The 26,864-nt window shown below is 30.2% G+C and carries 14 protein-coding genes; 1 reads left to right on the forward strand and 13 read right to left on the reverse strand.

All coding sequences use genetic code 11. The annotated features are described in order from the left end of the window. Positions 1-13 precede the first annotated feature (13 nt). Positions 14-2,413, forward strand: a complete 2,400-nt coding sequence (locus IPM32_16605; protein ID MBK8946871.1) for a glycoside hydrolase family 95 protein — start codon at positions 14-16, stop codon at positions 2,411-2,413. Here the strand turns inward: IPM32_16605 and IPM32_16610 are convergent. The 13 genes from IPM32_16610 to IPM32_16670 form a co-directional block, all read right to left on the reverse strand. Beyond that, positions 2,403-4,910, reverse strand: coding sequence for a hypothetical protein (locus IPM32_16610; protein MBK8946872.1), 2,508 nt, complete (start codon positions 4,908-4,910; stop codon positions 2,403-2,405). The two genes, IPM32_16605 and IPM32_16610, sit on opposite strands and share 11 nt — an antisense overlap. 26 nt (positions 4,911-4,936) lie before the next feature. Continuing rightward, positions 4,937-7,414, reverse strand: a complete 2,478-nt coding sequence (locus IPM32_16615) for a prolyl oligopeptidase family serine peptidase (GenBank protein MBK8946873.1) — start codon at positions 7,412-7,414, stop codon at positions 4,937-4,939. Position 7,415: 1 nt separating this feature from the next. Beyond that, the gene (locus IPM32_16620) at positions 7,416-8,534 is read right to left on the reverse strand and encodes a carbohydrate-binding family 9-like protein (GenBank protein MBK8946874.1); all 1,119 of its coding nucleotides are present in this window, start codon (positions 8,532-8,534) and stop codon (positions 7,416-7,418) included. A gap of 42 nt (positions 8,535-8,576) precedes the next feature. Next, positions 8,577-11,603, reverse strand: a complete 3,027-nt coding sequence (locus IPM32_16625) for a GH92 family glycosyl hydrolase (GenBank protein MBK8946875.1) — start codon at positions 11,601-11,603, stop codon at positions 8,577-8,579. Between the two features lie 47 nt (positions 11,604-11,650). Beyond that, positions 11,651-13,093, reverse strand: a complete 1,443-nt coding sequence (locus IPM32_16630; GenBank protein ID MBK8946876.1) for a glycoside hydrolase family 125 protein — start codon at positions 13,091-13,093, stop codon at positions 11,651-11,653. A 64-nt stretch (positions 13,094-13,157) separates the two neighbouring features. After that, complete coding sequence (locus IPM32_16635; GenBank protein ID MBK8946877.1) at positions 13,158-14,642, reverse strand: C69 family dipeptidase; 1,485 nt, start codon at positions 14,640-14,642, stop codon at positions 13,158-13,160. A 45-nt stretch (positions 14,643-14,687) separates the two neighbouring features. Further along, positions 14,688-15,266, reverse strand: coding sequence for a hypothetical protein (locus IPM32_16640; protein ID MBK8946878.1), 579 nt, complete (start codon positions 15,264-15,266; stop codon positions 14,688-14,690). Continuing rightward, entirely contained in the window at positions 15,221-16,273 is a 1,053-nt protein-coding gene (locus tag IPM32_16645) for a hypothetical protein (protein ID MBK8946879.1), read from the reverse strand. The genes IPM32_16640 and IPM32_16645 overlap by 46 nt, the downstream gene beginning before the upstream one ends. Positions 16,274-16,381: 108 nt before the next feature. Continuing rightward, entirely contained in the window at positions 16,382-18,211 is a 1,830-nt protein-coding gene (locus tag IPM32_16650; GenBank protein ID MBK8946880.1) for a T9SS type A sorting domain-containing protein, read from the reverse strand. Positions 18,212-18,297: 86 nt separating this feature from the next. Then, positions 18,298-21,228 carry a TonB-dependent receptor gene (locus IPM32_16655; GenBank protein MBK8946881.1) on the reverse strand — a complete coding sequence of 977 codons (2,931 nt, stop codon included), beginning with the start codon at positions 21,226-21,228 and terminating at the stop codon, positions 18,298-18,300. A gap of 179 nt (positions 21,229-21,407) precedes the next feature. Beyond that, positions 21,408-24,296 (reverse strand): TonB-dependent receptor, encoded by a 2,889-nt coding sequence (locus IPM32_16660; GenBank protein ID MBK8946882.1) that lies wholly within the window; start codon positions 24,294-24,296, stop codon positions 21,408-21,410. Between the two features lie 105 nt (positions 24,297-24,401). After that, positions 24,402-25,724 (reverse strand): L-fucose:H+ symporter permease, encoded by a 1,323-nt coding sequence (gene fucP, locus IPM32_16665; protein ID MBK8946883.1) that lies wholly within the window; start codon positions 25,722-25,724, stop codon positions 24,402-24,404. 17 nt (positions 25,725-25,741) lie between these two features. Further along, entirely contained in the window at positions 25,742-26,746 is a 1,005-nt protein-coding gene (locus IPM32_16670; protein MBK8946884.1) for a LacI family DNA-binding transcriptional regulator, read from the reverse strand. Positions 26,747-26,864: the final 118 nt, after the last annotated feature.

Raw genomic sequence — 26,864 nt, forward strand, 5'->3', positions numbered from 1 at the left:
GGGAATAAATTTGATGAAAAATTTTTTGTCATTTTTAATACTATTATTATCAAATTCATTTATTTTTTTCTCTTGTAATCAATCTGATGAAGAAATAACTCAATTAAAATTATGGTACAAAGAACCAGCAAATGCAAGAATTCCGGATAATGAAAATCCTTGGATTGATGATCCAGAATGGTTAAAAGCACTTCCTCTGGGAAATGGATCACTAGGAGCAATGGTTTACGGAGATGTTAATTTTGAAAGGATTCAATTAAATGAAGAAAGTATGTGGTCGGGAAGTCCGGATGAGAATAATAATCCCGAATCATTTCCAGCAATCTCCAAAATAAGAAAATTACTTTTTGATGAAAAATATAGAGAGGCTTCTGAACTAACTGCAAAAACTCAAATTTGTAAAAGTTACGGTTCTGGGAATGGTAATGGAACAAATGTACCTTATGGTTCATTTCAAACTTTAGGTAATCTTTGGATAAATTTTTCTAATAACACAGAATACGGTAATTATTATCGTGAATTAAATCTCAACAATGCAGTTGCGAAGGTTTCTTATACTCAAAATAGAGTAAATTTTACAAGAGAAATTTTTACATCTTTCCCAGATCAAGTAATGGTTCTAAAGTTAACATCAGATAAACCGAAACAAATTTCGTTTGAATGTAAATTAGATAGACCCGAACGGTTTTCAACCAAAACTGAAAATAATCAATTAATTATGTTTGGTGAACTTAATGATGGCAAAGGCGGAAACGGGTTAAAATATATTTCGCGATTAAAAATCAAAAATGTAAACGGAAAAATTAATTACACTGATTCTTCTATTGTTATTGAAAATTCTGATGAAGTAATTTTATTCTTAACAGCATCAACAAATTATTTACTAAAATATCCTAATTATATTGGCAGAGATTATATAAACATTAGCAATACTAATATTGAAAATGCATTTAAAAAGGATTATGAGGAATTATATTATAATCATATTAGGGATTATCAAAAATATTATAACCGAGTAAATTTCAACTTAACTAATAATGAAAAGGATACAATTCCAACTGATCTTAGAGTTCAGAATTTTAAAGAAAATAAAAATGACTTAAAATTAGTTGAATTGATTTTTCAATACGGAAGATATCTTCTAATTTCATCATCAAGACCCGGAAAACTACCCGCAAATCTTCAAGGAATTTGGACTAATAAAATTCAAACTCCGTGGAATGGTGATTATCATACAAATATAAATGTTCAAATGAATTATTGGCCAGCGGAAATTACAAATCTAAGTGAAATGCATCTTCCATTATTTAACTTAATTGAATCTCTTGTAATACCCGGAAAACAAACAGCAAAAGTTCACTATAATGCAAATGGCTGGGTTATTCATCCAATAACAAATGTTTGGGGTTATACAGCTCCGGGAGAAAATTCAAGTTGGGGAATGCATTTAAGTGCAAGCGCATGGCTTTGTTCTCATATTGGCGAACACTATAAATTTACTTTGGATAAAAATTTTCTAAAAGAAATGTTCCCGGTTCTAAAATCATCTGTTGAATTTTATTTGGATTGGCTTGTTGAAGATCCAAAATCTGGTAAATTAGTTTCCGGTCCAGCTGGTTCGCCGGAGAATTCATTTATTGCACCGGATGGAAGTAAATGCCAAATATCTATGGGACCAGCTCATGATCAACAACTTATTTGGAATTTATTTAATAATTTTATTTTCACTTGCAAAGAATTAAAAATCAGCAATGAATTTGTTGAAAAGGTTAAAATTTCTCAAGAAAGATTACAAGGTCCAAAAATTGGAAGTGATGGCAGACTTTTGGAGTGGAATGAAGAATTTCAAGAAGTTGAACCGGGCCATCGTCACATGTCACATTTAATTGCACTTCATCCGGGTTCTCAAATTTCACTTTCTAAAACTCCGGAACTTGCAAAAGCTGCTAAAAAATCTCTTCAATATAGAATTGATAATGGCGGCGGTCATACTGGTTGGAGCGCAGCTTGGTTAATTAATTTATATGCAAGATTGCAAGAATCTGAAAATGCAAAAAAAAGTTTAGATGTTGTTTTATCAAAAAGTACAAGCCCTAATTTATTTGGTCAACATCCTCCGTTTCAAATGGATGCAAATTTCGGAACAACATCAGGAATTGCAGAAATGCTTTTAACAAGTAATGATGATGAAATTCAACTTTTACCGGCACTACCAAAAGAATGGAACAACGGAAAAGTAAGTGGACTTTGTGCTAAAGGCGGTTTTGAAGTTGATATGAAATGGAAAAATGGCGAATTAATTTATGCAAAAATAATTTCTAAGAATGGAAAGTTTTGTAAAGTAAAATATAAAAATAAAGTCGCAAGTTTTAATACTGAAATAGGGGATGAGTATTATCCATTTAATGATTAAAATTATTTTTTTTATACTCAATTAAAAATTTACCAGAAGTTAAATTAAATTCGCCAATTGCAATTCCTTTTTCTTGATTATTTATTGCAAATAAATAATCTTTAAATTCTTCCGGATGTCTCAGAACACAAGAATAATTCATAGGAATATTCAATTCATATTTATAGATATTAGTACTAATGCTCTCCCAACTTACTTCAACTTTATAATTTTCATCAATTGGTACTTCACCTTTTGCCCAAGTAATTTTCTCATTTTTAAATGGCGTAAATTTTATTGTTTTATAACCCGGTTTCTCCGGTGTAATTCCAAGTATTTCACTTGACATAAAAAATAATGGCGAACCACCCCATGCATGACTATAATCCCCAACATAGCCAAGTTCTGTTTCATCTTGCCAATTTTCTTTTAAAGTGTAAGTTTCTAAATCAATTCCGTTTTTCCATTTATCTAAAAGTCTTAAACCATCTGTACTAAATTTATTAATCTTTGTTAGCGCAGAAAGAACATAATATGTAAAATAAGGTTGCAAATCAATTTTTTCTTGAGCGATCACATAATTCATTATTTCATCTTGTTTTTCTCTCGGTGCAATATCATATAAAACTGCAAGCGTATTTACATGCGGACTATATGTTACAATATTCTCATCTTCCGGTAACCAGAAATGTTTTTTTACATTGCTTAAAAACGGAATTCCATCTTTGTAGAGTTTTTGTTTTTCATCCCACAAATGTTTATTAAAAGCTGTTTTAATTTTGGAAGCTAACGCAATATTTTTTTCTTTTTCAAAATCATTGCCAACAATTTCATTTAACTTTGAAGCTTCAATTAATGATTTGTAATAAAAAGCTGTAAGATAACCGGTACCAATTACTGAAGGGGGATGATGTGCATTAAACTTATCAATTTTTATCCAATCCATAAACATATAATCCGGAGCTTGAGAAAGTAAAAACTTTTCATCAAGAAATTTTGAAAACAATTCGTTTAATTGATTAACATGAGGTAAAAGTTCTTTAACAATTCCAACATCTCCTGAATAACGAAAATAATCTACCAACCATTGAACCCAAAGCAGCGAATAACTTGTATGAAACATATCGTAATTATTTTTCTCAAGCATCTTTGCAGTTTTTATTAAATCTTGTCTTGCTAACCATTTATCGCCAAAAGCATAATAATTTGATAATGATTCAATTAAATAATCACCGGTACATGCAAGCGGCTCTTGATGCAGCGGAGAATCTAAATATAAACTTTGCATACACATTTGTGTTGTGGAACGGATAATATTCCACAGCATTGTATAGAATTCATCGGAACAAGAAAAACTTCCACTATAAGAAATTGGATATGAAGAATATTCAATACCCAACGAATTAATTTTTATTCCTTTCTTGGAGGATATTTGAAATGTTAGATATCTAAAAACATTTAGATACGGAATTGAAAAATCATTTACACCATCTTTACATATAAAAATAATTTTTCTATTAGCTCTTTTTTTTTCGATCGGAATAATTTTAATTGTATCATTTTTATATGCCGTAATTTTAAATGAATAAAATCCGGAAATATTTTTTCCGAAATCTAAAGTTATTTCAGTTTCACAAAAAGATTTATTAAGCAGACTATTTTTTTCAATTAATAATTCACCACTTTTTGTTTTTTCGATAATTATTATCGGTTGAATTTTATGTTTAAAGGAAATGGGAATTTTACTTTGCAATAAATAGTCATCAATTTTAAAATTAACTATTGAGGCAATACTCCAACCTTCATCATTAAAATTTTCATCAAACCAATTTTTAGGTTCAAGATTAGAATTAAATGAAAAGCAATTATTAATATTTCCATAACTTGTATCAATCACACATTTCCAAGTTTCGTCGGTTGAAATTATTGTTTCATTTTTACTAGTATCCAAGTCACAAATAAATTTGCCTTTTCCGGAAGTCGTTTCAGATAAAACCAAATCAAATGAAAGTACTTCAACAGCTAAAATATTTTCACCTAATTTCAATTCTTTTAAAACATTATGAGAAGTGAAAAACCAATGGTTGGGAGGATTTTTATCTTCGTAATCGCTCCCTATATTTGGCGGACCAAATGCAATTAACTTATTGTTTAGGTAAGCTCTAAAAGAAACGTCACCGGTTATACTTAATACTGATAGTTCCGGTAAATTTTTTAAGGTAAACTTTTTTCTGAATAATGCTCTGTATTTTTTATTTCTTTCCGGATTATTATTAATCCACGTAGAAAATGATTCTTGATATTCTTTATAAATTTTATTGTTTACCCAAATCCATTTGCCATTCCAATTCTTTTTTATAAATAATTCATTTGGATTGAAATTAGTGTTTTTGACATATACACCGGAATAATCTGAAATTGAATTATATGCATGATCATTTGTTAAAAATTTATTTTGCGAAATAATATTATTAATTCCTATACAAAAACAGAATAACAAATAAATAATATTTTTCATTTCGGTTATTGATTTCCAAAAAAAAATTAATCAAAAACAAAATCGCCGTTTTCTATCGACCAATCATTTCCATAAAATCCAGCCGCACATATCCCTTGATCTTTTTTCTCAAGAATTTTTGAATTAAAAATTGTAATATCCGGAAATGAAGAGCCGGGTTTTAAGTAAGGTCGCATATATGATAATTTAATTCCGTTCTCACCGGTACCGGCAATTATTCCAACTAAATTTTTATCACTTCCCTTTTTGGGATAAACAGCATAACAAGCTAAATTATTTCCATCAACAATATTTTTACCAATTGAAATTTTTTCGTTTGATATTTTTAACGGAGAATTTTCGAGCAGAATTTTATAAGCACTATTTTGATTTTCACTTCCATAAAGAAAAATATTATTGTCATTATATTTTTCGGGATTGAAATCTTTATCGGCAACAATTTCAAAAGCACCATTTCCCACATACCAAAACATTTCTGAATCATATCTTACTTTTGCTAAGATTTCATCATTTTGTTTTTGTGTACCATTTGTTCCGTAAACTAAAATCAAATTTTCCCTAAACAAATCTTTAAATGAGCCATATCGTAAAGGATTTTTTTCTTGATAATTAATAGTTTCAGAAAAATACCAATTCTTTCCATCATTGATTAAATAAATTTTATCATTATTGCTTACTCCGCTTAATTCTTCATTGTTTATCAAAAACTTTATATGTGAATTTTCTGATAATCCTAATTGATTTACATCAACAGAAAATGTTTTAATATTGTTTGTATTTACTCTAAAAATATTTACTTCAGGAACAAATTCAATATCAATATTACTGAATTCAAAAAGTTCATTTTGTTGTTCTATAGTAACCCAATAATTTTTTGAAGAAATTCCCGGTGCCGCTGTTGTGAAAGATAATTTTTTAATTCTATTCAAAGATCGAGAATGTCTGGCAAAAAAATCAAACATGGGAGTCCAATCCACACAATCAGTTCCAGGTTTTACAGTATCAATATCCCACCAGTGTTCCATTCCCGGCTCAAAATGTGAATCATAATCTTTATGAAATTTTTCTAATGTTCTCAACATACTCTTTGCTTGAAATGGACTAACAACACTATCAGCATCACCATGAATAACATAAACACCAAGTTGAGAATAATTTGGAGCTAAAGTGTAAGTATCACTTTGCTTTGATGCTTTTGTATACATTTTTTGAATATCACCTAGCTTATTTTGATCTTCTCTGTATCTATAACTCCAAAGCGAAATCCAGCCGGCACTTGGTCCAATTGCCGCAAACTGATCGGGATAATTTGCACCAAGATACCAAGTTCCATGTCCGCCCATTGAATGCCCGGTTAAATAAACTCTATTTTCATCAACATTAAATTTTTGTTTTGCAATATTTAAAACTTCCATTGCATCAATTCGTCCGATATCTTCCCAATTAAATCCGTAAGGTCGGCGGTTTGTAGGACAAACAATATTTCCCCACTCTTTATTTGAATAAGAACCAGCTTGGTTTATCGCTTCCACACTTGCGCCGTGTACAGATAAAAACAAAGCTTGTTTATCTTCCGGATTTAAATTTGAAGAAGGTTTTACAGCATAATATTGTACACTTCCATCAATTGAACTTATAAATGTTTGCTTGTATGCGTCAAGTTTGTCAACACATTTCAGTTTTATTTCTTGTTCATCCGTAATTTTCCCATCAACAATTAATTGAATTTTTAGAATTTCATTTTCCGAACTTTTAGCAATTCCGGAGAAATTAACTCTAACTTTTCTAATAGAAATTGGAATGATTTGTTGAACATCTGTAATTGTGACTTCCCCATCTTGATTGATCACTTTTATTTTTGCACCTTTCAAAGTTTCATCTTGTGCATTAACAATAACAATTCCTCCAAAATTATTGTAAGGTTCATTCTTAAAAATATCTGGTAAAGTATTATCATTTAGATTAAAAAATACCGGCGATTTTATTTGATGCAATACTGCTTTCATTCTGCCAAAATTCATCTGAAATAAAAATTCATTTTTCCCTTTTTTTATTTTTATTGGAAGGAATGAATTATTAAAATTTGGTTCCCAGCTTTCGTAATTTTCTTTTGTTCCATAAATATTTCCAATTCGCGGTTCACCATTTACAAAAACATTATAATAAGTATACCCCTCAAGTAACATTATTTTTTCTTTATCGGATTCATATTTATGATATAAGTATGAACCTCGAAGATTCCGATCTTCAAACCAACCGTTATCTTCAGCTTGCACCGAAATCCATTGAGAAGTAATAGTATCAATTTTAATTACATCATTTTCTTTTGGTTCACTCCAATTTCCATTTACTATTGCCGCTTCAATTGGATCTATTTGCGATAGACTTCTTCTATCTGGAGGATTTATTTTAATCGCTAATCCATTGCTAATTACTATTTTCTCTTGCGCAAAAATATTTTGGAATAAAATTATGATTACAAAGATTAATAAAGTATTTTTCATTTTAATTCTCATTACTAACATTTTGTTTTTTAACTAATCCATCTTGATATATTATATATTTATTTTTTTCATCTTTGCTAAGTAAAATTGCTTCAAATTGTGTTGATGTAATTTTTATTTTTGGCGGCCAAATATATGATGAATGAATATCTAAATTTTTTATTTTAAGTTTTTCAAATTCATCCGTAAAATTTCCATTAATTAATTTGTAATCATGTTCAGCATAATAAACTTTGCGTAGTGCCCATTTCGCATATTCATCAGTATTTAAATTGAATTCAACTTTTTCAGTTCCAACGAGTTTATTCGTAAATTGTGTATATCCCCAAGTTTCTGGCGAATGCATATTTACAATTCCTTGAGATGACCAAACCCAGTTATTTTCCGGAAATGATTTTCCCGTTTTAGGATTAATTTTCTTTTTATACGTTCCATCAATAATTTCAGTATCCCATTCAACTCTTGAAAAATTAACCCTCCATTGATCCCCTTCAAGCGGTGGGCTTTTCATTTCAGTCATTTCTGCTAGAGCTTTCCATGGATAGGCTACTTCAACCGTCCAGTATTTATCTTCATCATTCGGATTGTTAATGGTTCCATTTATATCAACTGCCGTTTTTAATCCCGCAATGTCCCATCCATTAAGAGCAACATTTTCTCCGTCTCGATAAGGTTTTACAATCATCAAATCCCACTGAGTATTAAACGCATTAATCTCAAATTCATAATATTTATGAGTATCACCATCGGGATCAATAAATATTTCAAAATCATTATCATAGAAAATTACCGTATCTCGTTGTTTTAGTTTTGCCCAAATGTGAGGTTCTTCCAACAATGCTGCAAAGTAAAAATATTCATCATCCCAAAGCATTTTAACACGCGTATTATAATATGGTTTTGGTTTTAAATCACCTTCGATATCTACAAAATCCTTTGTCCATTCAGCTTTCTCCCAATCCTTTTCATTAAATTTTCCGTCTATAGTAATTTTACCAATAGTTTTATAACAAATATATTTTTCTGGATTAAACGCAATTTTTATTTGGGGATACTCATTATTGTTTTGAGAAATAATACTTCCAATAAATAAAAAATAAATAGCTAAATATTTCTTCATTTAATTTTCCTAAATTTTTTAAAACATAAATAATTTGAAAATTTATTCAATTGTGATTTCATCAATAAACATAAATGCATTGCCGCCTACTGCTTTATGAAATGATGGACATTGACCAATATTATCAGCAATAAAATGAATATAACGAGTTTTAATTTTATTAAAGTCTTTTGTGAAAGTTTTTATTTCGGTTAGCGGATTATCTAAAATTTCATTATCACAAATAATTTTTTGATCAGAGTAATTTTTTCCATTTTCCGAAAACGATACTGAAACTTTTTGAGGACTAAAAATCCATGAGCCTTGGTTTTCTAAAAAGTTTGCAGAAATTTTATTTACTTCAACAATTTTTCCTAAATCAATTATAATATCACAGTCATTAACTTCATAACCTTGCCAGTATGGGCTTCTAAAATCTGTTGATGCAAAATTTCCATCGATTAGAGCATTAACTCCACCTCCGGTATAATTTGAATGATATTTTTTATTCTCAATAATTACTGGATAAATATTTCCGTTTTCAGAGCAGAATGGATCTGCTTCATCTCTAACAATTGATTTTGTAAAAGATTTTTCCAAAACATCAGAAGGTAAAAGATCATTTCCAAAAACTTTTGCTTTAAGTATAATAGATTTTTCTATAACAAATGGATTTGTATATTTAAAGGAATTTAGTGTGGGTTCTGAATTATCCAACGAATATCTGATTTCAGTTCCTTCATTAAAATTATCTAATTCAATTTTAATTGTATTTGCAAAAAGATTTTTATGCGGATGAGCAACCGGCGAAAAATATTTTTCATATTTAACTTGTGAAAATTCATTACTAATTTCTGAAAATGGTTGTGATGATTGTTCTTTTCCAAAATTTTTGTTTGGCTCAGAATTCATTTCAAATTCTAAAGTTGAACCATTTCTTAAATCGTTATGAGTGAAAAATAATTTATTATAACTACTTCCGTTTAATTTAGCAGATTGAATAAATTTATTCTTATTAGAATTGTTATTTGCGATTATTGTAAAATCTTTTCCGTTTTCTTGATGAATTGTAACTTTATCAAATAGCGGACTACCAATTACATATTGATTGCTTCCCGGCAACACCGGATAAAATCCAATTGCACTTAAAGAATACCAAGCTGACATTTGACCGCAATCTTCATTTCCGCATAATCCATTTCTTCCAGCATGAAAAAAATCATCCATAATTTTTCTTAAAATATTTTGTGTCTCCCAAGGATAACCACAAAAATTATACAAGTAAGCAATATGATGACTGGGCTCATTCCCTTGCGCATATTGACCGATCAGTCCGGTAACATCTGAAGGCATTTGATATTTTTCATAATCGACTTGTAAAGTAAAAAGAGAATCAAGTTTTAATTTAAATAATTCACTACCACCAATTAATTTTTTTAAGCCAATTATATCTTGAGGTACAAACCAAGAATATTGCCATGAATTTCCTTCTGTAAACTCACCGGAACCTAAATATGAAGGAGAAATTGGATCAAAATTTTTACTCCACTCACCACTATAATATCTTCCCCGCATAAATTTTGTTTTTGTATCAAACATATTAATATAATTTTTTGCTCGAGACATATAATATTTGTAATCAGTTTCTTTACCTAATTCTTTTGCCATAATTGCAATACACCAATCATCATAAGCATATTCTAAAGTACTTGATACTGCATCATGAGCTTTATCCATAGGAATGAAACCCATTTTTTTATAGTATACCAAACCTCTTTCATCTTGCATAGAACTTTTAACCATTGCTCTATATGCTTTTTCAATATCGTAATTTTTTATTCCTTTTATAAATGCATCAACAATTACGGGAATTGAATGATAACCTATCATTGTGTTAGTTTCATTTGAAGCCAATTCCCAAACTGGTAATAATCCGCTTTCATCATATTTTGCAATTAACGATTTAATTAAATCATTGGTAAGTTTTTCATCTAGTATTGTGATTAAAGGATGAAGTGCTCTAAATGTATCCCACAAAGAAAAAATTGTGTACATATCAAAATCTTCCGCAATTTTAATTTTGCCATCCATGCCAATATATTTTTTATCAACATCGCTAAAAATATTTGGTGCTAAAAAAGCATGGTACAAAGATGTGTAATAAGTAATTTTCTGATTTTCCGTTCCGCCAACAACTTCAATTCTACTTAACCAATTATTCCAAATTTCTGCAGCATTATTTTTAACTTTATTAAAATTCCAATTCGGAATTTCAGTTAACAAATTTTTCTTTGCTCCCTCAATACTTACATGAGAAATTCCAATTCTCACCAATAATTCATTATCAGAATTAAAATTGAACTTTAATGCAGCCTTTACATATTGCCCTTTTGCTGATTTATCATTTAATTCTTTTCCATCTAATTGAAGAATATTTTCAGAAATAATTTGAGAAAATTCCGCATAAAAATAAATTGTATGTTTTTTTGCCCAACCGCTTGAAGTTCGGTATCCTTCTATTTTATTGTTATCAATAATTTTTATATAAGTTTCTATAGCTGCATCTTGAATTCCATGAACTAAATCAATAATTAAATTTCCGGAATTTTCTGAAAATTTATATTTATGAATTCCAGATCTTTTAGATGTAGTTAATTCTACACCTACTTTGTAATCTTCAAGAAAAACCGAATAATATCCGGGAGAAGATTTTTCTGTTGATTGATTAAATCTTGATCGATATCCTTCATCCGGATTTTCTTTACTTCCGGCATTGAACTTAACATCGCCGGTAACTGGCATAAAAAGAATATCTCCGTAATCTCCAACTCCGGTACCGCTTAAGTGAGTATGACTAAATCCCATAATTGAATTATCACTTGCATGATAACCCGAACACCAATCCCAACCTTCGGTTCCGGTATCCGGACTTAACTGCATCATTCCAAATGGTAAACTTGCACCCGGATATGTATGCCCGTGTTCTGCAGTACCAATAAAAGTATTTACATATTTTGTATAATCAGTTTGAGCATAAATTAAAGTTGAAAAGAAAAAAGTAAAATATATTTTAATAAATATCTGTTTCATTTAAATTCCAAATTCATGTGTCGAAATATTTTTAAATAAACTCTAAATCAATAATTAAGTTTTAGTAAGTGAGGTTTTGTTTTATATAACGTTAAAATCAATTCACCAAATAAAGTATTTGCCCATGCAAACCAAGCTCTTGTAAAATTATTTGGATCATCTTTATGAAATGTTTCATGCATAAATCCAGTACCGCCATGTGTTTTCTTTAATATTGCTAAACAGTTTTTAATTTCTTCTTCATCGTTTGAAGTTAAAGCTCTCATTGTAATTGCCAGAGGCCAGATCATATTTAATCCAACATGTGGTCCTCCAATTCCTTCGCCAAATTTTCCTTTAAAGAAATATGGATTATCGTCGCTTAAAATAAATTTACGTGTGTTTTGATAAACTTCATCATCATGATTTATTCCTCCTAAATATGGAAGAGCTAATAAACTCGGTATGTTTGCATCATCCATAAATAACATATTTCCATACCCGTCAATTTCAAAAGCATAAATTTTGCCATAATTTAAATGTTCTTTCACAGAATATTTACTTATACTTTCTTCAAGTTCAGATTTTAGATTTTTAATTTCTTCTATAATTTGATTATTTGTTATAACACTTGAAAAAATTTCTTGTAATTGTTTCAAGGATTGCAATGCAAATAAATTTGATGGTACCAAATAACTATAAATTGTAGCATCGTCAGATGGTCTAAAACTTGAGTTAATCATTCCGTTTGGTTTAGTCGGATTTCCATACCCGCCAAGCGGTACAGTATCAGTAGCAACGGCGGAAACTCTTTGAAATTTATAAGGTCCTAAATTATCTTTTCTTTGTTGCTCTTTAAAAGTTTGCAGAATTAATTTAACTGCTTTTACCCAATCTTCATCGAAAACAGAAGTATCATTTGTTTCTTTCCAATAACCATGGGCTAAACGAATTGTATAACAAAGTGAATCTATTTCCCATTTTCTTTCATGGAGTTCCGGTTTCATATCAGTTAAATCTGATTGCCAGTAACTTCCTTCATTACTGTAATTAAATGCATTTGCATAAGGATCAATCAGAATACATTTTGTTTGTCTATTTATTACACCGGCAAGAAGTTTTCGCAAAGTTTCATCATTTTTTACAAGAGATAAATAAGGCCAAACTTGTGCAGATGAATCACGAAGCCACATTGCATTAATATCACCGGTAATTACAAAAGTATCGGGTTTACCGTTTTTAATTTCATGTTTAACAGTTGTATCTAAAGTATTTGGGAAACAATTTTCAAACATCCAAGCAAGTTCTTCATCCGCAATATTTTTCTTAACTTCGACAATCGTTTTTTCAACTGCATCACTTACAAATTTTCTTTCACTTATTTTTGGTCTATGCGAAATAAATTTTTTTTCTGCAAATAATTCGGACGTCATTCCAATTCCTAAAATCGAAACTCCGGAAATTGTTGCAGTATTTTTAATAAATTTTCGTCGTGATATTTTATTGTTCATATTTAACTCGATTTATTTTATAGATTGTTTTAATTCACATCGAACTTTTAATTCTTTTGTTAAACTATTCTAAATCATTCAATATTGATATTGCATTTTTATGAATTTCCAAAATATTTTTTTGCGAAAATTCTTCAATTTGTTTTAATGCTTTCTCTTTATTTTTAGAATATTTATTAAGAATTTCATTCTCAAAAATTTTTGTTTTTCTAATGATATCTTTTTGTAATAAATTATTTCGATTTTTTATTTTGGGAAAGTTTGATGAAAAATCTTTTCCAACAAATTCATTTGCAGAAACAAAATCCCAATAAACATGATCAGATTTTTTTTCAAATATTGTTTCATCGGGATCAAAATGATTTTTGAGTGCTTCTTCAGCATTTGTAAAAGAAAATCCGTCTGGAAAATTTTTTATTCCCAAATAAATTGGGGCAAATAAATTCACGCATGGTCTAAAATATGTTAGCCAAACCATTGTACCAATTTCTACCGGCATATTTGGTCTAAGTTGAACAACAAAACTGTATTGAGTAGTTTCACTGCAAATTGTTGAATAATTTTTGTAATGAGGATCACCATTTTTATACATTTCTGATTTATCAAGTTCGCAATTTTCATAATGATCTTTAAGTATTTCCATAATATCTTCAACATCAACTTTCTTAAAAGGATTAAAAGAAAACGGAAACTCTTGATTGATTTTAAATTCTTTTTGTGAAAGTAAATTTATACCACGCCAAATTCTATTGATATTTCCGGGATGATTTATAGAAGTTATAGCTGTATAAGATTTTGCAAAATTAAATTCACTTGATTCTTTCGGGTTGTGCCATCTTCTTTTAACTGCATAACTTATAATATCCGATGAACCTAAATAATTTAACGTATCGGAAAGATTTATATTTTTTATTGTATAGAAATTTGGAATGACCGCAATTTGATCATCCGGAACTCTTTGAGCAATCCAGTGTTTTCCATAAACAGCTGATAAAACCCACGCCTCATTATTATCTGCAATTGTGTAAGTTCTTCCAGAAGAAACATATCCATAATTTTCAATAAGTTGACCGGCAATTCTAACACCATGTTTTGCTGTATTAGCTCTTTCTGCAACTATTCTTCTAAGCCAATATAGAATTCCACCATCCGTTGAATCCGGTTTATCTTCTCGCGAGGGGCAGCCATTTGATGCGACAACAACACCATTATCATTTATAAATCCATCTGCAACTTTCATCCCAGGTAATTCAAGCCAAATGAAGCCATTAGTTTTATTGATTTGTTTTAAAGTTCCACCATTTGCTAAAATAATTTTATCATCATTGTTATGAGTTTTTTCAGAAGTTCTATAAAGATTAACAATTTGTTTACCCCAATCATCTTCATTATGAGCAACAATTACTGATCCATCAATAGATGCATTTTTTCCAACAATTATTGTGAAGCAATCCAATTGTAAATTATTCTGTCCGAATATTTCATATTCAATTGAAAAAATAAATATACTTAACAATAATATATTCTTAATCGCAAAATAAATTTTCATTTTTTCCTAATTTTAATTTCGAACATTAAACATGAATTTTACAAATCATTTTTGAATTCTGATTTTAATTTTTTCAGAAACAGAAGTATTCCCAAAATTATCATAGGCCATGCAATAAATCTCATGTTCACCCAAAGAAGCATTAAACCAAGCCCAATTATATGGCTCAAATGTATTATACCCAATTGATTTATCATTCACGAAAAATTCTACCTTAACTACTTTTCCGTCTTCATCTTCTGAACTTGTTTTTATAATTATATTTTCACCTTTTTTAAAATTACTTTTTTCAATTGGTGAAATAATTTTAATTATTGGATGAATATTTTTGCCATCAGTTTTTTCAAATTTTACATCCAGCATATTTCTATTATAAATTGTTTTGGTTAAATTACCTAGAGAATCATCTCCGAAAGTCTGCCAGAACATTAAGCCTCGAAGATTAAAAGCATCGACGTAACGAGATTTTAAAGCAATTGATCGTAGATCATCAAACGACCAGAATATTTTCTTTTTCGAATTAAATAAAAAAGGTGCTAACGTATTATCATCCCAATAACAATTAAATCCTTTTTCATTTAGTTCTTTGAAATCAGTATAATTTTTAATCGTATAAATCCCCATTCATTTAGAAAAGTACCTTTTTGATAAAGTCCATTATTAATTGTATCATTCACATTCCAACCTTTGCCATAATAAGCTGCACCAGGTACAATTTTCTCGGGATTAACTTTCGCAGAATCCAATAAATATCTAACCATTCTGTCTAATGATTCTCGCTTTGGATCAACATCTTTTTCAGAACTTAATAAATTTGTATGATGATTTGAGAAATTATCAGCAATTCCATGGAGATCGTAAGACATTAAATTTAGCCAATCAAGATATTTTTGATCTTCGTTAAAATTATAAAGCCAAAATTCATTTGATCTTCCGGTAACCGCTGCGGTTAATAATAAATTTGGTTTTATCGAATCTAATTTTTCTCTGAATAATTTAAATAAAGCTGTATGATTTTCTCTATCATTTGGATTATAATGTGTTCCTTCTGGTCCGCCAGTTATAGGAAATTCCCAATCCAAATCAATACCATCAAAAACACCCAAAGCAGAGTTAATTCCTCCCGAAAAATTTTCAATAGGTAAATTTCCTAAAATGAACATATCAATACATGAATTTACAAAATGTTCTCTTGATTCATGAGTTAAAGCCAAATCAGAAAAATATTTTGAACCTCCCCAACCACCAATTGAAATTAGAATCTTTAGATGAGGATGTAATTTTTTAATTTTTCTTAATTGATTAAACTGACCTTTTAAATTTTGAGTAGAATCATCGCCAACTCCATCAACACTTTTTTCGCTTGGATAAATTTTTTGATATGCATGATGTGGGTTTGTAATTAAAGGTATAATTTTACCAGAATCATCTAATTTGGGAATTGCAAAAGCATAATTGAGTACAGTAATTTTTTCAAATAATCCAATGGATTCAATATATTTTTCATGACCAATATTTTCATCGGAATAATTACCATGATAGTAAGCAACTATTTCTTTTTTTTGCGGATAAATAAAATTTGTAAGATTAATAATTAGAACAATACTTAAATAAATTATTTTTTTATTCATTTAATTCACTTAAAGTTGTCGTTTTATATTGAGGGTAGTTAGAATAAATTAAAAACAAAAACAGCCGGCAGTATACCGGCTGTTATGAAACATAAAACAAAAATAAAATTACTTTAAGAGAACCATTTTTCTAGTTGCTCTGAAAGCATCTGTTTCAAGACTTAATAAATAATTACCACTTGCAACTTTTTTACCGGTTTCATCAGTACCGTTCCAAACGATTTGATAATTTCCAGCTTTCAAGTTTTCGTTAACTAGTGTTCTTACTCTTTGTCCAAGAATATTATAAACAACTAATTTAACAGAGCCAGTTGAAGCAATTTTGAAATCAATATTTGTTGTTGGGTTAAATGGGTTTGGATAGTTTTGACCTAATTCAAAATTATTAGGAATTTCTGTTCCAACTTTTTCAACACCTAATATCCATTGAGCTTTTTGTTCTGGGAACCAGTTTAAATCACCAAGAGCAAATCCATCTGTTCCAGCAGATTGCAAAGCTGTATTTGTATAAGCTAAGTTTTCTGGTAATGGCCATGCTGGTGGATACAAGTTACCACTTGCTGGATAAAAATGCCAGGTTACTTCATCAATTTTACCTGTGCTAATTTCATGAATATAACCGGTTAATTTTGATAATTGATCAGCTACATCTGTACCAAAACCAGGATCGGTATCATTATTATTTGCATGCATGATTGTTGTGCCAAGAGGTGGTAAAAGTTCATCTAATGTCCATTGAGCATAGTCACTTATCCAACCAGATTTTTTGATTACTCTTTTAACATGTTCTTTTTTATTTGTTCCACCAGTAACTGGAACTGTGATTGAATCGTAAATAGCTGTTGTATCATTATAAGCATCAATAAATGAATTTAATGCTGCTGGGAAATGATATGCATTGTTTTGTGCTTCTGTTACTCTGTTTGCTGGATTAAATAAATCTGCAGTAGCACCAGCGCCATCATTTACGAATGCTTCTGGTCCAGAAATTGTTGAACCCCATAATTCTGACCAATAGCTAACAGAATCACGTCCTCTAATTCTCCAAATTGTACTTGAAGCTGTATCAGGATAATTTAAGAACCAACCATCTATTACATGAGTTGGGTTTCCGCCAAATGCATGAGCGCCATAGAAAACATTGTTCTTCATGTGTAAATTTGAAGCTTGACGAATTAAAAATGGATTTACAACTCCATAAACAACAGTATTATGTTCAAATATTGATAATTTGTCAAAGCCTCTAACATCCATTAAGTATGAGCTATTAGAGAAAAATGTGTTGTTTCTAAAAATAATTGTATCAGAAGCAACTCCACCAGGTCCTCTCATAACTTGACCACCAAACCAAGATCCTGTATGTTGGTTATTTCTAAAAACGCAATCTTGAATATCAACTTTGTGCCATTGACCACTTGGATTGATTGCAACGTTTGACCAACCTTCCATTATTACACGACGCATTTTCAATGAAATATGATCAGCACGGAGAACCATACCTTCACCCCAGCCTAACCAGTTTTGGTCAGCTCTGATAGCAAGAAGATAAAGATCACTTAAATCAATTTTAGCACCTTCACCGATAAAATCAAAGAATCCACCAACAGATGAATTATCAGTAAGAATTGCTGGAGCTAAAACTGGAGGTCTGTTTGATGCTGCGTTTGGATCACCCGATACATCAGTTGCAATAATTGTAAGATTACCATTAATTCTTAATGGTTCTGTAACTTGATAAATTGCGCCTCTTTTTAATCTGTAGATACGATCTGGATGAGCTCTTAAACCGCCGGCAACTGTATCACCATTAATAACTGTATTGATATTTCCGGGAGGTAAAACTTCAACATCCAAAATATCTTGAGCACTTACTTGTGTTGGAACTACAAATAAAGCTGCTGTTAAAAAAAGAAATGAAACTAAAAGCATTTTTTTCATGTACTGCCTCCTAATTGGTTGTAAAGATGATTTAATTAGTTAAAACAAACTATTTTATTTTGTAACTACTCCTTTATTATATTGAATTATAAATTAATTCTCAACCCAATATCCCCAGTCATACCATATCTATCTCGAGAAACTGGGTATTTATTCTTTAGATTGATTTCTTTATCTTCTTCTCCAGTAATGTTGTTTAGGTTAAAATATAACTGAATTCCGTACCAGGGCAATTCTTGTTTTAATGACAAATCCCATCTAGTATATTTATCTGTGTGAACTCTCTCTTGCATCCAGAAAGCTGGTCGTCTAAAAATATTATCTTGAAATAGCATTGAAATTCTGCCTGAGAAACCCTTATAATCATAACCCAAAGAAAAATTCATAATATCATTTGGTTGATTTAACATTCTTGTCGTGTAAAAAGTATCAATTACTGTGGAAATAAGCATTCCATTTTCATCATATTCGTTTAATAATTCACTTTTTGGATAACTAGCTTCAGAAAATATATGAGTATAGTTTATATTCAATACAATATTTGAAAAAGGTTCTGGTAAATACCAGAAATGTGTTTGCCAATCTGTTTCAATACCCCAAAGATCAATTGGAATAGGATTGTTAATGAAAGTACTAAATTCAAAAAGTCGATTACCCTCTTGTGGTAAATCAGGATATTCACTTAAATCAGTCTTGTATGTAGTTGATGCAAAAATCAAATCTTCAACTCTTTTTTTGAATCCATTTAATGTAAATAATCCTATTTCGTTGTTATAAACCGATAAAACTAGATCTAAATTTTCGGAAGTAGCTGGTTTCAATTTATAATTATTATATGATATAGATGAAGTACCAATATTATATCGTGGAATTATAGTATTAAAATCTGGATAATTCAATGTATTTGTATAAGCAAAATGTATTTGCAACCATGAAAAAGGTTTATATCTTAAATGCAAGGCTGGTAAAAAATAACCATTTGGTCTATTAACAGTTGTATCTGTATATTGTATACCTCCAGAAACAACTTTACCCCTATATGCAAAATAATCTGTGGTAAGGTCCTGATAACGAAGACCTGGTAAAATTGTTATATCTTCTCCAATATTAAATGTTGCCATTACATACGCAGCGCTTTTAGCTTCTGTGCCATGATAATCATAAATTCTTGAACCATGAAGATCTACCTTATAACCTTCATAACCCTTTGCTCCAGGAACTTTTGCTGCAATTTCTAAAATATCATACATCAGATCAAAACCAAGTGGATAAGCAATTTCATAATCTCCATTTAAAAAGTTGCCATAAGAATATGAATCATCAATAAAATTTTCTAAACCGATTCTTCCACTTGTTGTAATTAAATCTGGATACTTTTCAAAAATTGCATCTAATCCAGCTTGACTTCCTGAGTATAAGAAAGCCCCATTGGCTGTATTAAAGTCATATGACCTATCTCTATATAAATAACTTCCGCCAAATTTAACTTTCGCAGTTAAGAAATCAGCTACGACAAAATCTGTTTGAAAATCAACTGCAGCTGAAAATGCTCTATCACTTGTAAAATTTTCCGAAGTACTAATGCCACTAAAAGCTGTTCTAGAATAATCTGGAACTGCAAGATTTGAAAGATCTTGAGGATGTAATCTCGTTAAATTACCTAATCCTGTTAACCCAGCAACTTCTTGCCAAAAAGAAAAAGTCATATCTTGAGGATTAACACTTTCCGAATATGTATGTGATAGTTTTAAGTCTACATGGAAAATTGGAATATCTTGTTTTATGCTTAACAAATTTGTGATAATATTAAGTTCATTGTCTACATCTGAAGCAGAATAATTTAAATCATCTTGAATAAGACTTAAATTTTGTCTTCTATATAAAGATTTAGTATCACTTTTGCTGAAGAAATTCATCATTCCTATTTCTCCATCCTCATATGCATAATCCAATACTAACGTTGCACCATGTCTTTCCTTCTCACTAAATACATCTGTCAAATTTACTGAGTTTATATTCGGTATCCCTTCATCCCCATGTGTCTTATCTTCTAAGATATAACCCGCTCCTAATCTATTGGAACTTCTATTCCTCTTTTCTGTTGATCCTTGTAAAAATATTCCGAAACTTCCATCAAAAAATCTCTGCTCATATGAGCCTACAAACATATAATCATTATATGTCTCCTTTAATCCATTATAACTGCCTTGCGTCGTTAATCCAAATGTCGGATTTCCTTCTTTATCCTTTACTGCTTTCCTTAATCCGAAATTTACTACTCCTCCCAATACCGCTGCATCCATATCTGGTGTTATTGCCTTTATTACTTCTATCCCTCCCAACATGCTAGATGAGATCATACTCAAATTCGTTGCTCTATCTCCTACTATTGATGTTTGTTCCGTCGGGTCATTCGATACAACGTTTCCTGGTAATTGTACCCCATCTATTGTTACTTGATTATATTGTGGTGATAACCCTCTTATTACTACTCTCGATCCTTCTCCTCCCTCTCTCAACAATGATACTCCGGGTAATCTTGCTACCGATTCTGCTGCATTCGCATCCGGCAATTCTTGTATCCTTGCCATTGATACTACGTTCTTTATCTGTATTGATGACAACTGCTGATTTATTGCTTCTTTCTGACCGCTTGCTTGAGCTGTTACTACTACTGTTTCTCCTTCTACGCTTACTGCATTTAATTCAAATATTATTTCTACTGTTTTACCTGATACTATATTTACGCTCATCTCTTTTGCATCATATCCTACATATGTTGCTTTTATTCTATATTGTCCGGGTGTTACATTTCTTAGTAAGAATTTTCCCTCTACATCGGTCGCTGCGCCTATACTGGTTCCCACTATTATTATATTCGCTCCTGGTAATGCATCTTTCGTCTGGATATCTTTTACTACTCCTCGCAATCCCCCACTTTGGGCAAAATTAGTACCAATACAAATAACCATAGAAATTATAATGAAGAAATTAAAAACTGAAAATTTTCGTAACATAGTTACCTCTTAAAAATTTAATTTTTTTACAATAAATTATTCACAAAATTCAAAAAAAATCTTTATACTAAAAATTTACTTACTCGTGTAAGTTTTTCGTACATCAAAATAAATAATTTTAAATTACTGTACAATATAATTTTAAGAATCACTTATTTTATATGAAAATTGTGGTTCTATTATAAAATAATTCTCAAACCAATATCCCCCGTCATACCATATCTTTCAATTGAAGCCGGAAAACTGTTTTTCTGATTTAAATCTGTATCCTCTGTACCTGTTAAATTATTTAAGTTAAAGAATAATTGAATTCCATACCATGGTAATGTTTGTTTAAGTGACAAGTCCCATCTTGTATATTTATCTGAATGAACTCTTAATTGATTCCAAAAATCTGGTCTTTTAAAGATATTATCTTGATACAGCATTGAAATTCTACCTGAGAAACCCTTATAATCATAACCCAAAGAAAAATTCATAATATCATTTGGTTGATTTAATAAACGTGTACTATAAAAGGTATCAATAATTGTAGAAGTTAGTTCTCCCATTTCATTATATTCATTTTTTAACTCACTTCTTGGATAGCTTGCCTCTGAGAAAATATGTGTATAGTTAAAATTTAGAACAATATTTGAGAAAGGTTCTGGTAAATACCAGAAATGTGTTTGCCAATCAGTTTCAATACCCCAAACATCAATCGCGATTGGATTATTTATAAAAGTACTAAATTCGAAAAGCCTATTACCTTCTTGTGGTAAATCAGGATAGTCATTTAAACTTGTAACATACATTGTTGAAGCAAAAATTAAATCTTCAATTCTTTTTTTAAACCCATCGAATGTCAATAATCCGATTTCATTATTGTAAATTGAAAAGACTAAATCAAAATTTTCTGAAGTTGCAGGTTTCAACCTGAAATTATTATATGAAATACTTCCGGTACCTATATTATATTTAGGAACAATTGTGTTAAAATCGGGATAGTTTAATGTATTAGTATAAGCAAAATGTATTTGCAACCAAGAAAAGGGTTTATATCTTAAATGCAATGCTGGTAATAAATAACCATTTGGTCTATTGGTTGTTGTATCAGTATACTGATATCCACCAGGAACTTGTTTCCCTCTATATGCAAAATAATTTGTTGTTAGATTTTGATAACGTACACCTGGTAAAACGGTTATACTTTCACCTATATTAAAAGTTGCCATTACATAAGCAGCACTTTTATCTTCTGTTCCATGATAATCATGAATTAAAGAAACACTTTCATTTTCTTGATAAGATTCATTATCTGGGCTGTTAGTTTGAACTATTTTAAGAATTTGCTTCATAAAATCAATATCGATAGGATAATGAATTGGATAATCTCCATTTAGAAAATTATCAAACGAATATGAATTATCAATAAAATTTGAGACTGTAACACTGCTACCATTCAATTCCATATCAGGATAATATTTTAGAATATTGGCTACAGTATTTCCTCCACCAAGGAATATATTTCCAGCATGACCAGTATTTATATCATAAGACCTATCTCTATATAAATAACTTCCGCCAAATTTAACTTTCGCAGTTAAGAAATCTAAAATATTTAAATCTGTTTGAAAATCTAATGAAGCTGAAAGTACTCTCTCTCTTGAAAAATTATCAGATGTAGTTATAGTATTAAGTCTTGAAGCAGAAGAATTATAATTTGGTAATTTTACTAATTCAATAGGTCTAAGTTTTGTCAAGTTACCAAGTCCAGCTAAACCACCAACATCTTGCCAAAACAAAAATGATATATCTCCTGGATTTTTACTTTCCGAATATGTATGAGATAGTTTTAGGTCTACATGGAAAATTGGTATTTCTTGTTTTATACTAAGCAAATTAGTTATGACATTTAATTCATTATTTACATCAGAAGCTGAATAAAATACATCATCTCCAACTAAATTAACAGATTGATTTCTGTAATCAGATTTAGTATCACTTTTGCTGAAGAAATTCATCATTCCTATTTCTCCATCCTCATATGCATAATCCAATACTAACGTTGCACCATGTCTTTCCTTCTCACTAAATACATCTGTCAAATTTACTGAGTTTATATTCGGTATCCCTTCATCCCCATGTGTCTTATCTTCTAAGATATAACCCGCTCCTAATCTATTGGAACTTCTATTCCTCTTTTCTGTTGATCCTTGTAAAAATATTCCGAAACTTCCATCAAAAAATCTCTGCTCATATGAGCCTACAAACATATAATCATTATATGTCTCCTTTAATCCATTATAACTGCCTTGCGTCGTTAATCCAAATGTCGGATTTCCTTCTTTATCCTTTACTGCTTTCCTTAATCCGAAATTTACTACTCCTCCCAATACCGCTGCATCCATATCTGGTGTTATTGCCTTTATTACTTCTATCCCTCCCAACATGCTAGATGAGATCATACTCAAATTCGTTGCTCTATCTCCTACTATTGATGTTTGTTCCGTCGGGTCATTCGATACAACGTTTCCTGGTAATTGTACCCCATCTATTGTTACTTGATTATATTGTGGTGATAACCCTCTTATTACTACTCTCGATCCTTCTCCTCCCTCTCTCAACAATGATACTCCGGGTAATCTTGCTACCGATTCTGCTGCATTCGCATCCGGCAATTCTTGTATCCTTGCCATTGATACTACGTTCTTTATCTGTATTGATGACAACTGCTGATTTATTGCTTCTTTCTGACCGCTTGCTTGAGCTGTTACTACTACTGTTTCTCCTTCTACGCTTACTGCATTTAATTCAAATATTATTTCTACTGTTTTACCTGATACTATATTTACGCTCATCTCTTTTGCATCATATCCTACATATGTTGCTTTTATTCTATATTGTCCGGGTGTTACATTTCTTAGTAAGAATTTTCCCTCTACATCGGTCGCTGCGCCTATACTGGTTCCCACTATTATTATATTCGCTCCTGGTAATGCATCTTTCGTCTGGATATCTTTTACTACTCCTCGCAATCCCCCACTTTGGGCATTTATAACACCAAATGTTACAAATAAGTATATCAAAAGAAATTTGATTTTTTTTATAATCAAAAACATTTTTGCCTCATTAGACTAATGTTATAATAATATTTTCAAACAAAAATAAAAATGCAAATAAAAAAAATTATACTAAACAAACATATGAACTCTTAAAGTTCGATACCCATAAATAGCAATTACAACAAAACTTATAAATGGCAAAATAAATGAAACATTTACTGCCGGCATATTTGCAATAGTTCCAAAATCAATAATTAATCCTTGTAAAGGCGGCATTAATGCACCGCCGACTATTGCCATAACTAATCCAGCTGCACCTAAGGTTGTATCTTCTTTCAATCCTTCTAATGCGATGCCGTAAATTGTTGGAAACATCAAAGACATAAAAGCTGAAGTTGCTATTAAACAATATAATCCAATTTTACCAACAATAAATATCGTTCCTAAAGTTGTAAACATTCCACCAATTGCAAATAGAGTTAATAACAATCTTGAGTTTAAGTATTTCATTAAATATGTACTTACAAATCTACTTGTAAGAAAAATTGACATCGCAACAATATTATAATTTTGTGCTTGCGCTTTTGTAACACCAAGATTTTCAGCATACTGAATTATAAATGTCCAACACATTATTTGAGCAGCAACATAAAAAACTTGAGCTATTACACCTTCACGATATTTAAGATTTTTGATTAATCTTCTAATTGAAACTAATGGGTGAATTCCATTATCAGTTTTATTTGTAACTGGCATTTTATAGAAAAATATTATAGCAATTACAATAATCACAACTACTCCCAGTAAAACGTAAGGATCACGAATTATTGCCAAATCGTGGGAACGAATAACTGCTTTTTCAGTTTCGCTTAAAGTATTAAAAATCAAATCACCGGAATCATTTCGAACATCCGATTTTAGTGAAGTAAGGATAAAATTTGAGGCAACAAACATTCCAAATAATGATCCAACCGGATTGAATGATTGTGCAAAATTTAATCTCCGTGTTGCAGTTTTTTCATCCCCCATAGATAAAATATATGGATTTGCAGTAGTTTCTAAAAATGCTAATCCAAATGTTAGTATGTATAATGAAACCAAAAAGAACTCAAAAATCTCATATTTTGCTGCAGGATAAAAAAGTAATGCTCCAACAGCATAAAGTAATAACCCCAACAAAATTGAACTTTTATAACTATATTTTTGAATGAAAAGTGCTGCCGGAATTGCCATAGTTGCATATCCGCCATAAAATGCAAATTGAATTAAAGCTGCACGTGCTGCGGAAATTTCCATAACAGTTTGGAATGCTGCAACCATTGGATTCGTAATATCATTAGCAAATCCCCATAAAGCAAATAAAGTTGTTACTAATATAAAAGGTACCAAAAAATGTTTTGGAACAATCTTAGGTTTGTGTCCAGTATTCAGATTTACTTTATTAATATCCATTGCGGAATTAATGCCCCTTAAAGTAGTGAGTTATTTTCTATTAAATACGAATCAAGAATGATGTTCTCTATTTTACATTTTTTATCACTGAGTTTAATTTTCTTTATTAGCATTTTCATTGCTTCATTTCCCAAAATTCTTGTTGGATAATCAACATAAGTTAATTTTGGATAAAGCATTTCTGCAAAACTTTTGTGATCAACTGCAACAACTCCAATATCTTGCGGAATATTGAAATTATATGCTCTAGCTGCATCATAAACACCTTGGGCAATCATTCCGTTACCACAAAATATAACCTCAGGTAAATTTCCACTTTCATAAATTTTTTGAAAGCCGGTATAACCGTAATCCGGGAAAAATTTCCCTAAAATAATCCACTGATCATTTATTTCCAGATTATGTTTTTTCATAGTATCCAGAAAACCTTCTAATCTTGGACCACCGTCACTTTTTATATCTCCGGAAATATGAGCAATTTTTGTGTAGCCTTTTTTTATTAAATGTTCAGTTAGTTTTTGAGCTGCAAAAAAATCATCAAATCCAATTGAATTGAAACCGGTAAATCCAACCGGTCTTCCAAAAAATACAAAAGGTTTTTTTCTTTTTTTTATTCTTTCAAAAATTTCGGCTTCAACTCTATCTAAAGTTTGAGAAACTAACAAACCGTCAACATTCATGGAAAGTAACTTAAAAATATTTTCACTTTCTATTTTGCTGTCTTCTCTTGAAACAGTTAAAATAATATGATAAGATTCCTTTTCCGCAATTTCCATCATTCCCTTTACAATGGATGAAAAATACATATTTGTTATATCGGGAATAATTATTCCAACTGTGCGTGTTTTTTTTTCTGTTAAATGTCGCGCAGTTAAATTAGGAATATAATCCATTTCTTCTGCGGTTTTTTTAACTTTTATTTTCATTTCCGCAGAAATATCCGGACTATCTTGCAATGCCTTGGTAACAGTTACTCTAGAAATTCCTAGTTTAACTGCAATATCAGATTGTTTAACAGTCATGAAATTTTTATTAGTATAAAAAAACTTACACGTGTAAGACTAATTTTACTTACACGTGTAAGATAATTTTTTTTATTCATTTACACAATATTTTAAAATCAATTTAATCAAAAATTTC

It is taken from the genome of Ignavibacteriota bacterium, from assembly GCA_016716225.1.
Classification (GTDB): Bacteria; Bacteroidota; Ignavibacteria; order Ignavibacteriales; family Melioribacteraceae.

Excerpts from the sequence above, each read along its gene's own strand:
- IPM32_16605 (MBK8946871.1), top strand. The coding sequence starts at position 14 with ATGAAAAATTTTTTGTCATTTTTAATACTATTATTATCAAATTCATTT.
- IPM32_16610 (MBK8946872.1), bottom strand. The coding sequence starts at position 4,910 with ATGAAAAATATTATTTATTTGTTATTCTGTTTTTGTATAGGAATTAAT.
- IPM32_16615 (MBK8946873.1), bottom strand. The coding sequence starts at position 7,414 with ATGAAAAATACTTTATTAATCTTTGTAATCATAATTTTATTCCAAAAT.
- IPM32_16620 (MBK8946874.1), bottom strand. The coding sequence starts at position 8,534 with ATGAAGAAATATTTAGCTATTTATTTTTTATTTATTGGAAGTATTATT.
- IPM32_16625 (MBK8946875.1), bottom strand. The coding sequence starts at position 11,603 with ATGAAACAGATATTTATTAAAATATATTTTACTTTTTTCTTTTCAACT.
- IPM32_16630 (MBK8946876.1), bottom strand. The coding sequence starts at position 13,093 with ATGAACAATAAAATATCACGACGAAAATTTATTAAAAATACTGCAACA.
- IPM32_16635 (MBK8946877.1), bottom strand. The coding sequence starts at position 14,642 with ATGAAAATTTATTTTGCGATTAAGAATATATTATTGTTAAGTATATTT.
- IPM32_16640 (MBK8946878.1), bottom strand. The coding sequence starts at position 15,266 with ATGGGGATTTATACGATTAAAAATTATACTGATTTCAAAGAACTAAAT.
- IPM32_16645 (MBK8946879.1), bottom strand. The coding sequence starts at position 16,273 with ATGAATAAAAAAATAATTTATTTAAGTATTGTTCTAATTATTAATCTT.
- IPM32_16650 (MBK8946880.1), bottom strand. The coding sequence starts at position 18,211 with ATGAAAAAAATGCTTTTAGTTTCATTTCTTTTTTTAACAGCAGCTTTA.
- IPM32_16655 (MBK8946881.1), bottom strand. The coding sequence starts at position 21,228 with ATGTTACGAAAATTTTCAGTTTTTAATTTCTTCATTATAATTTCTATG.
- fucP (MBK8946883.1), bottom strand. The coding sequence starts at position 25,724 with ATGGATATTAATAAAGTAAATCTGAATACTGGACACAAACCTAAGATT.
- IPM32_16670 (MBK8946884.1), bottom strand. The coding sequence starts at position 26,746 with ATGACTGTTAAACAATCTGATATTGCAGTTAAACTAGGAATTTCTAGA.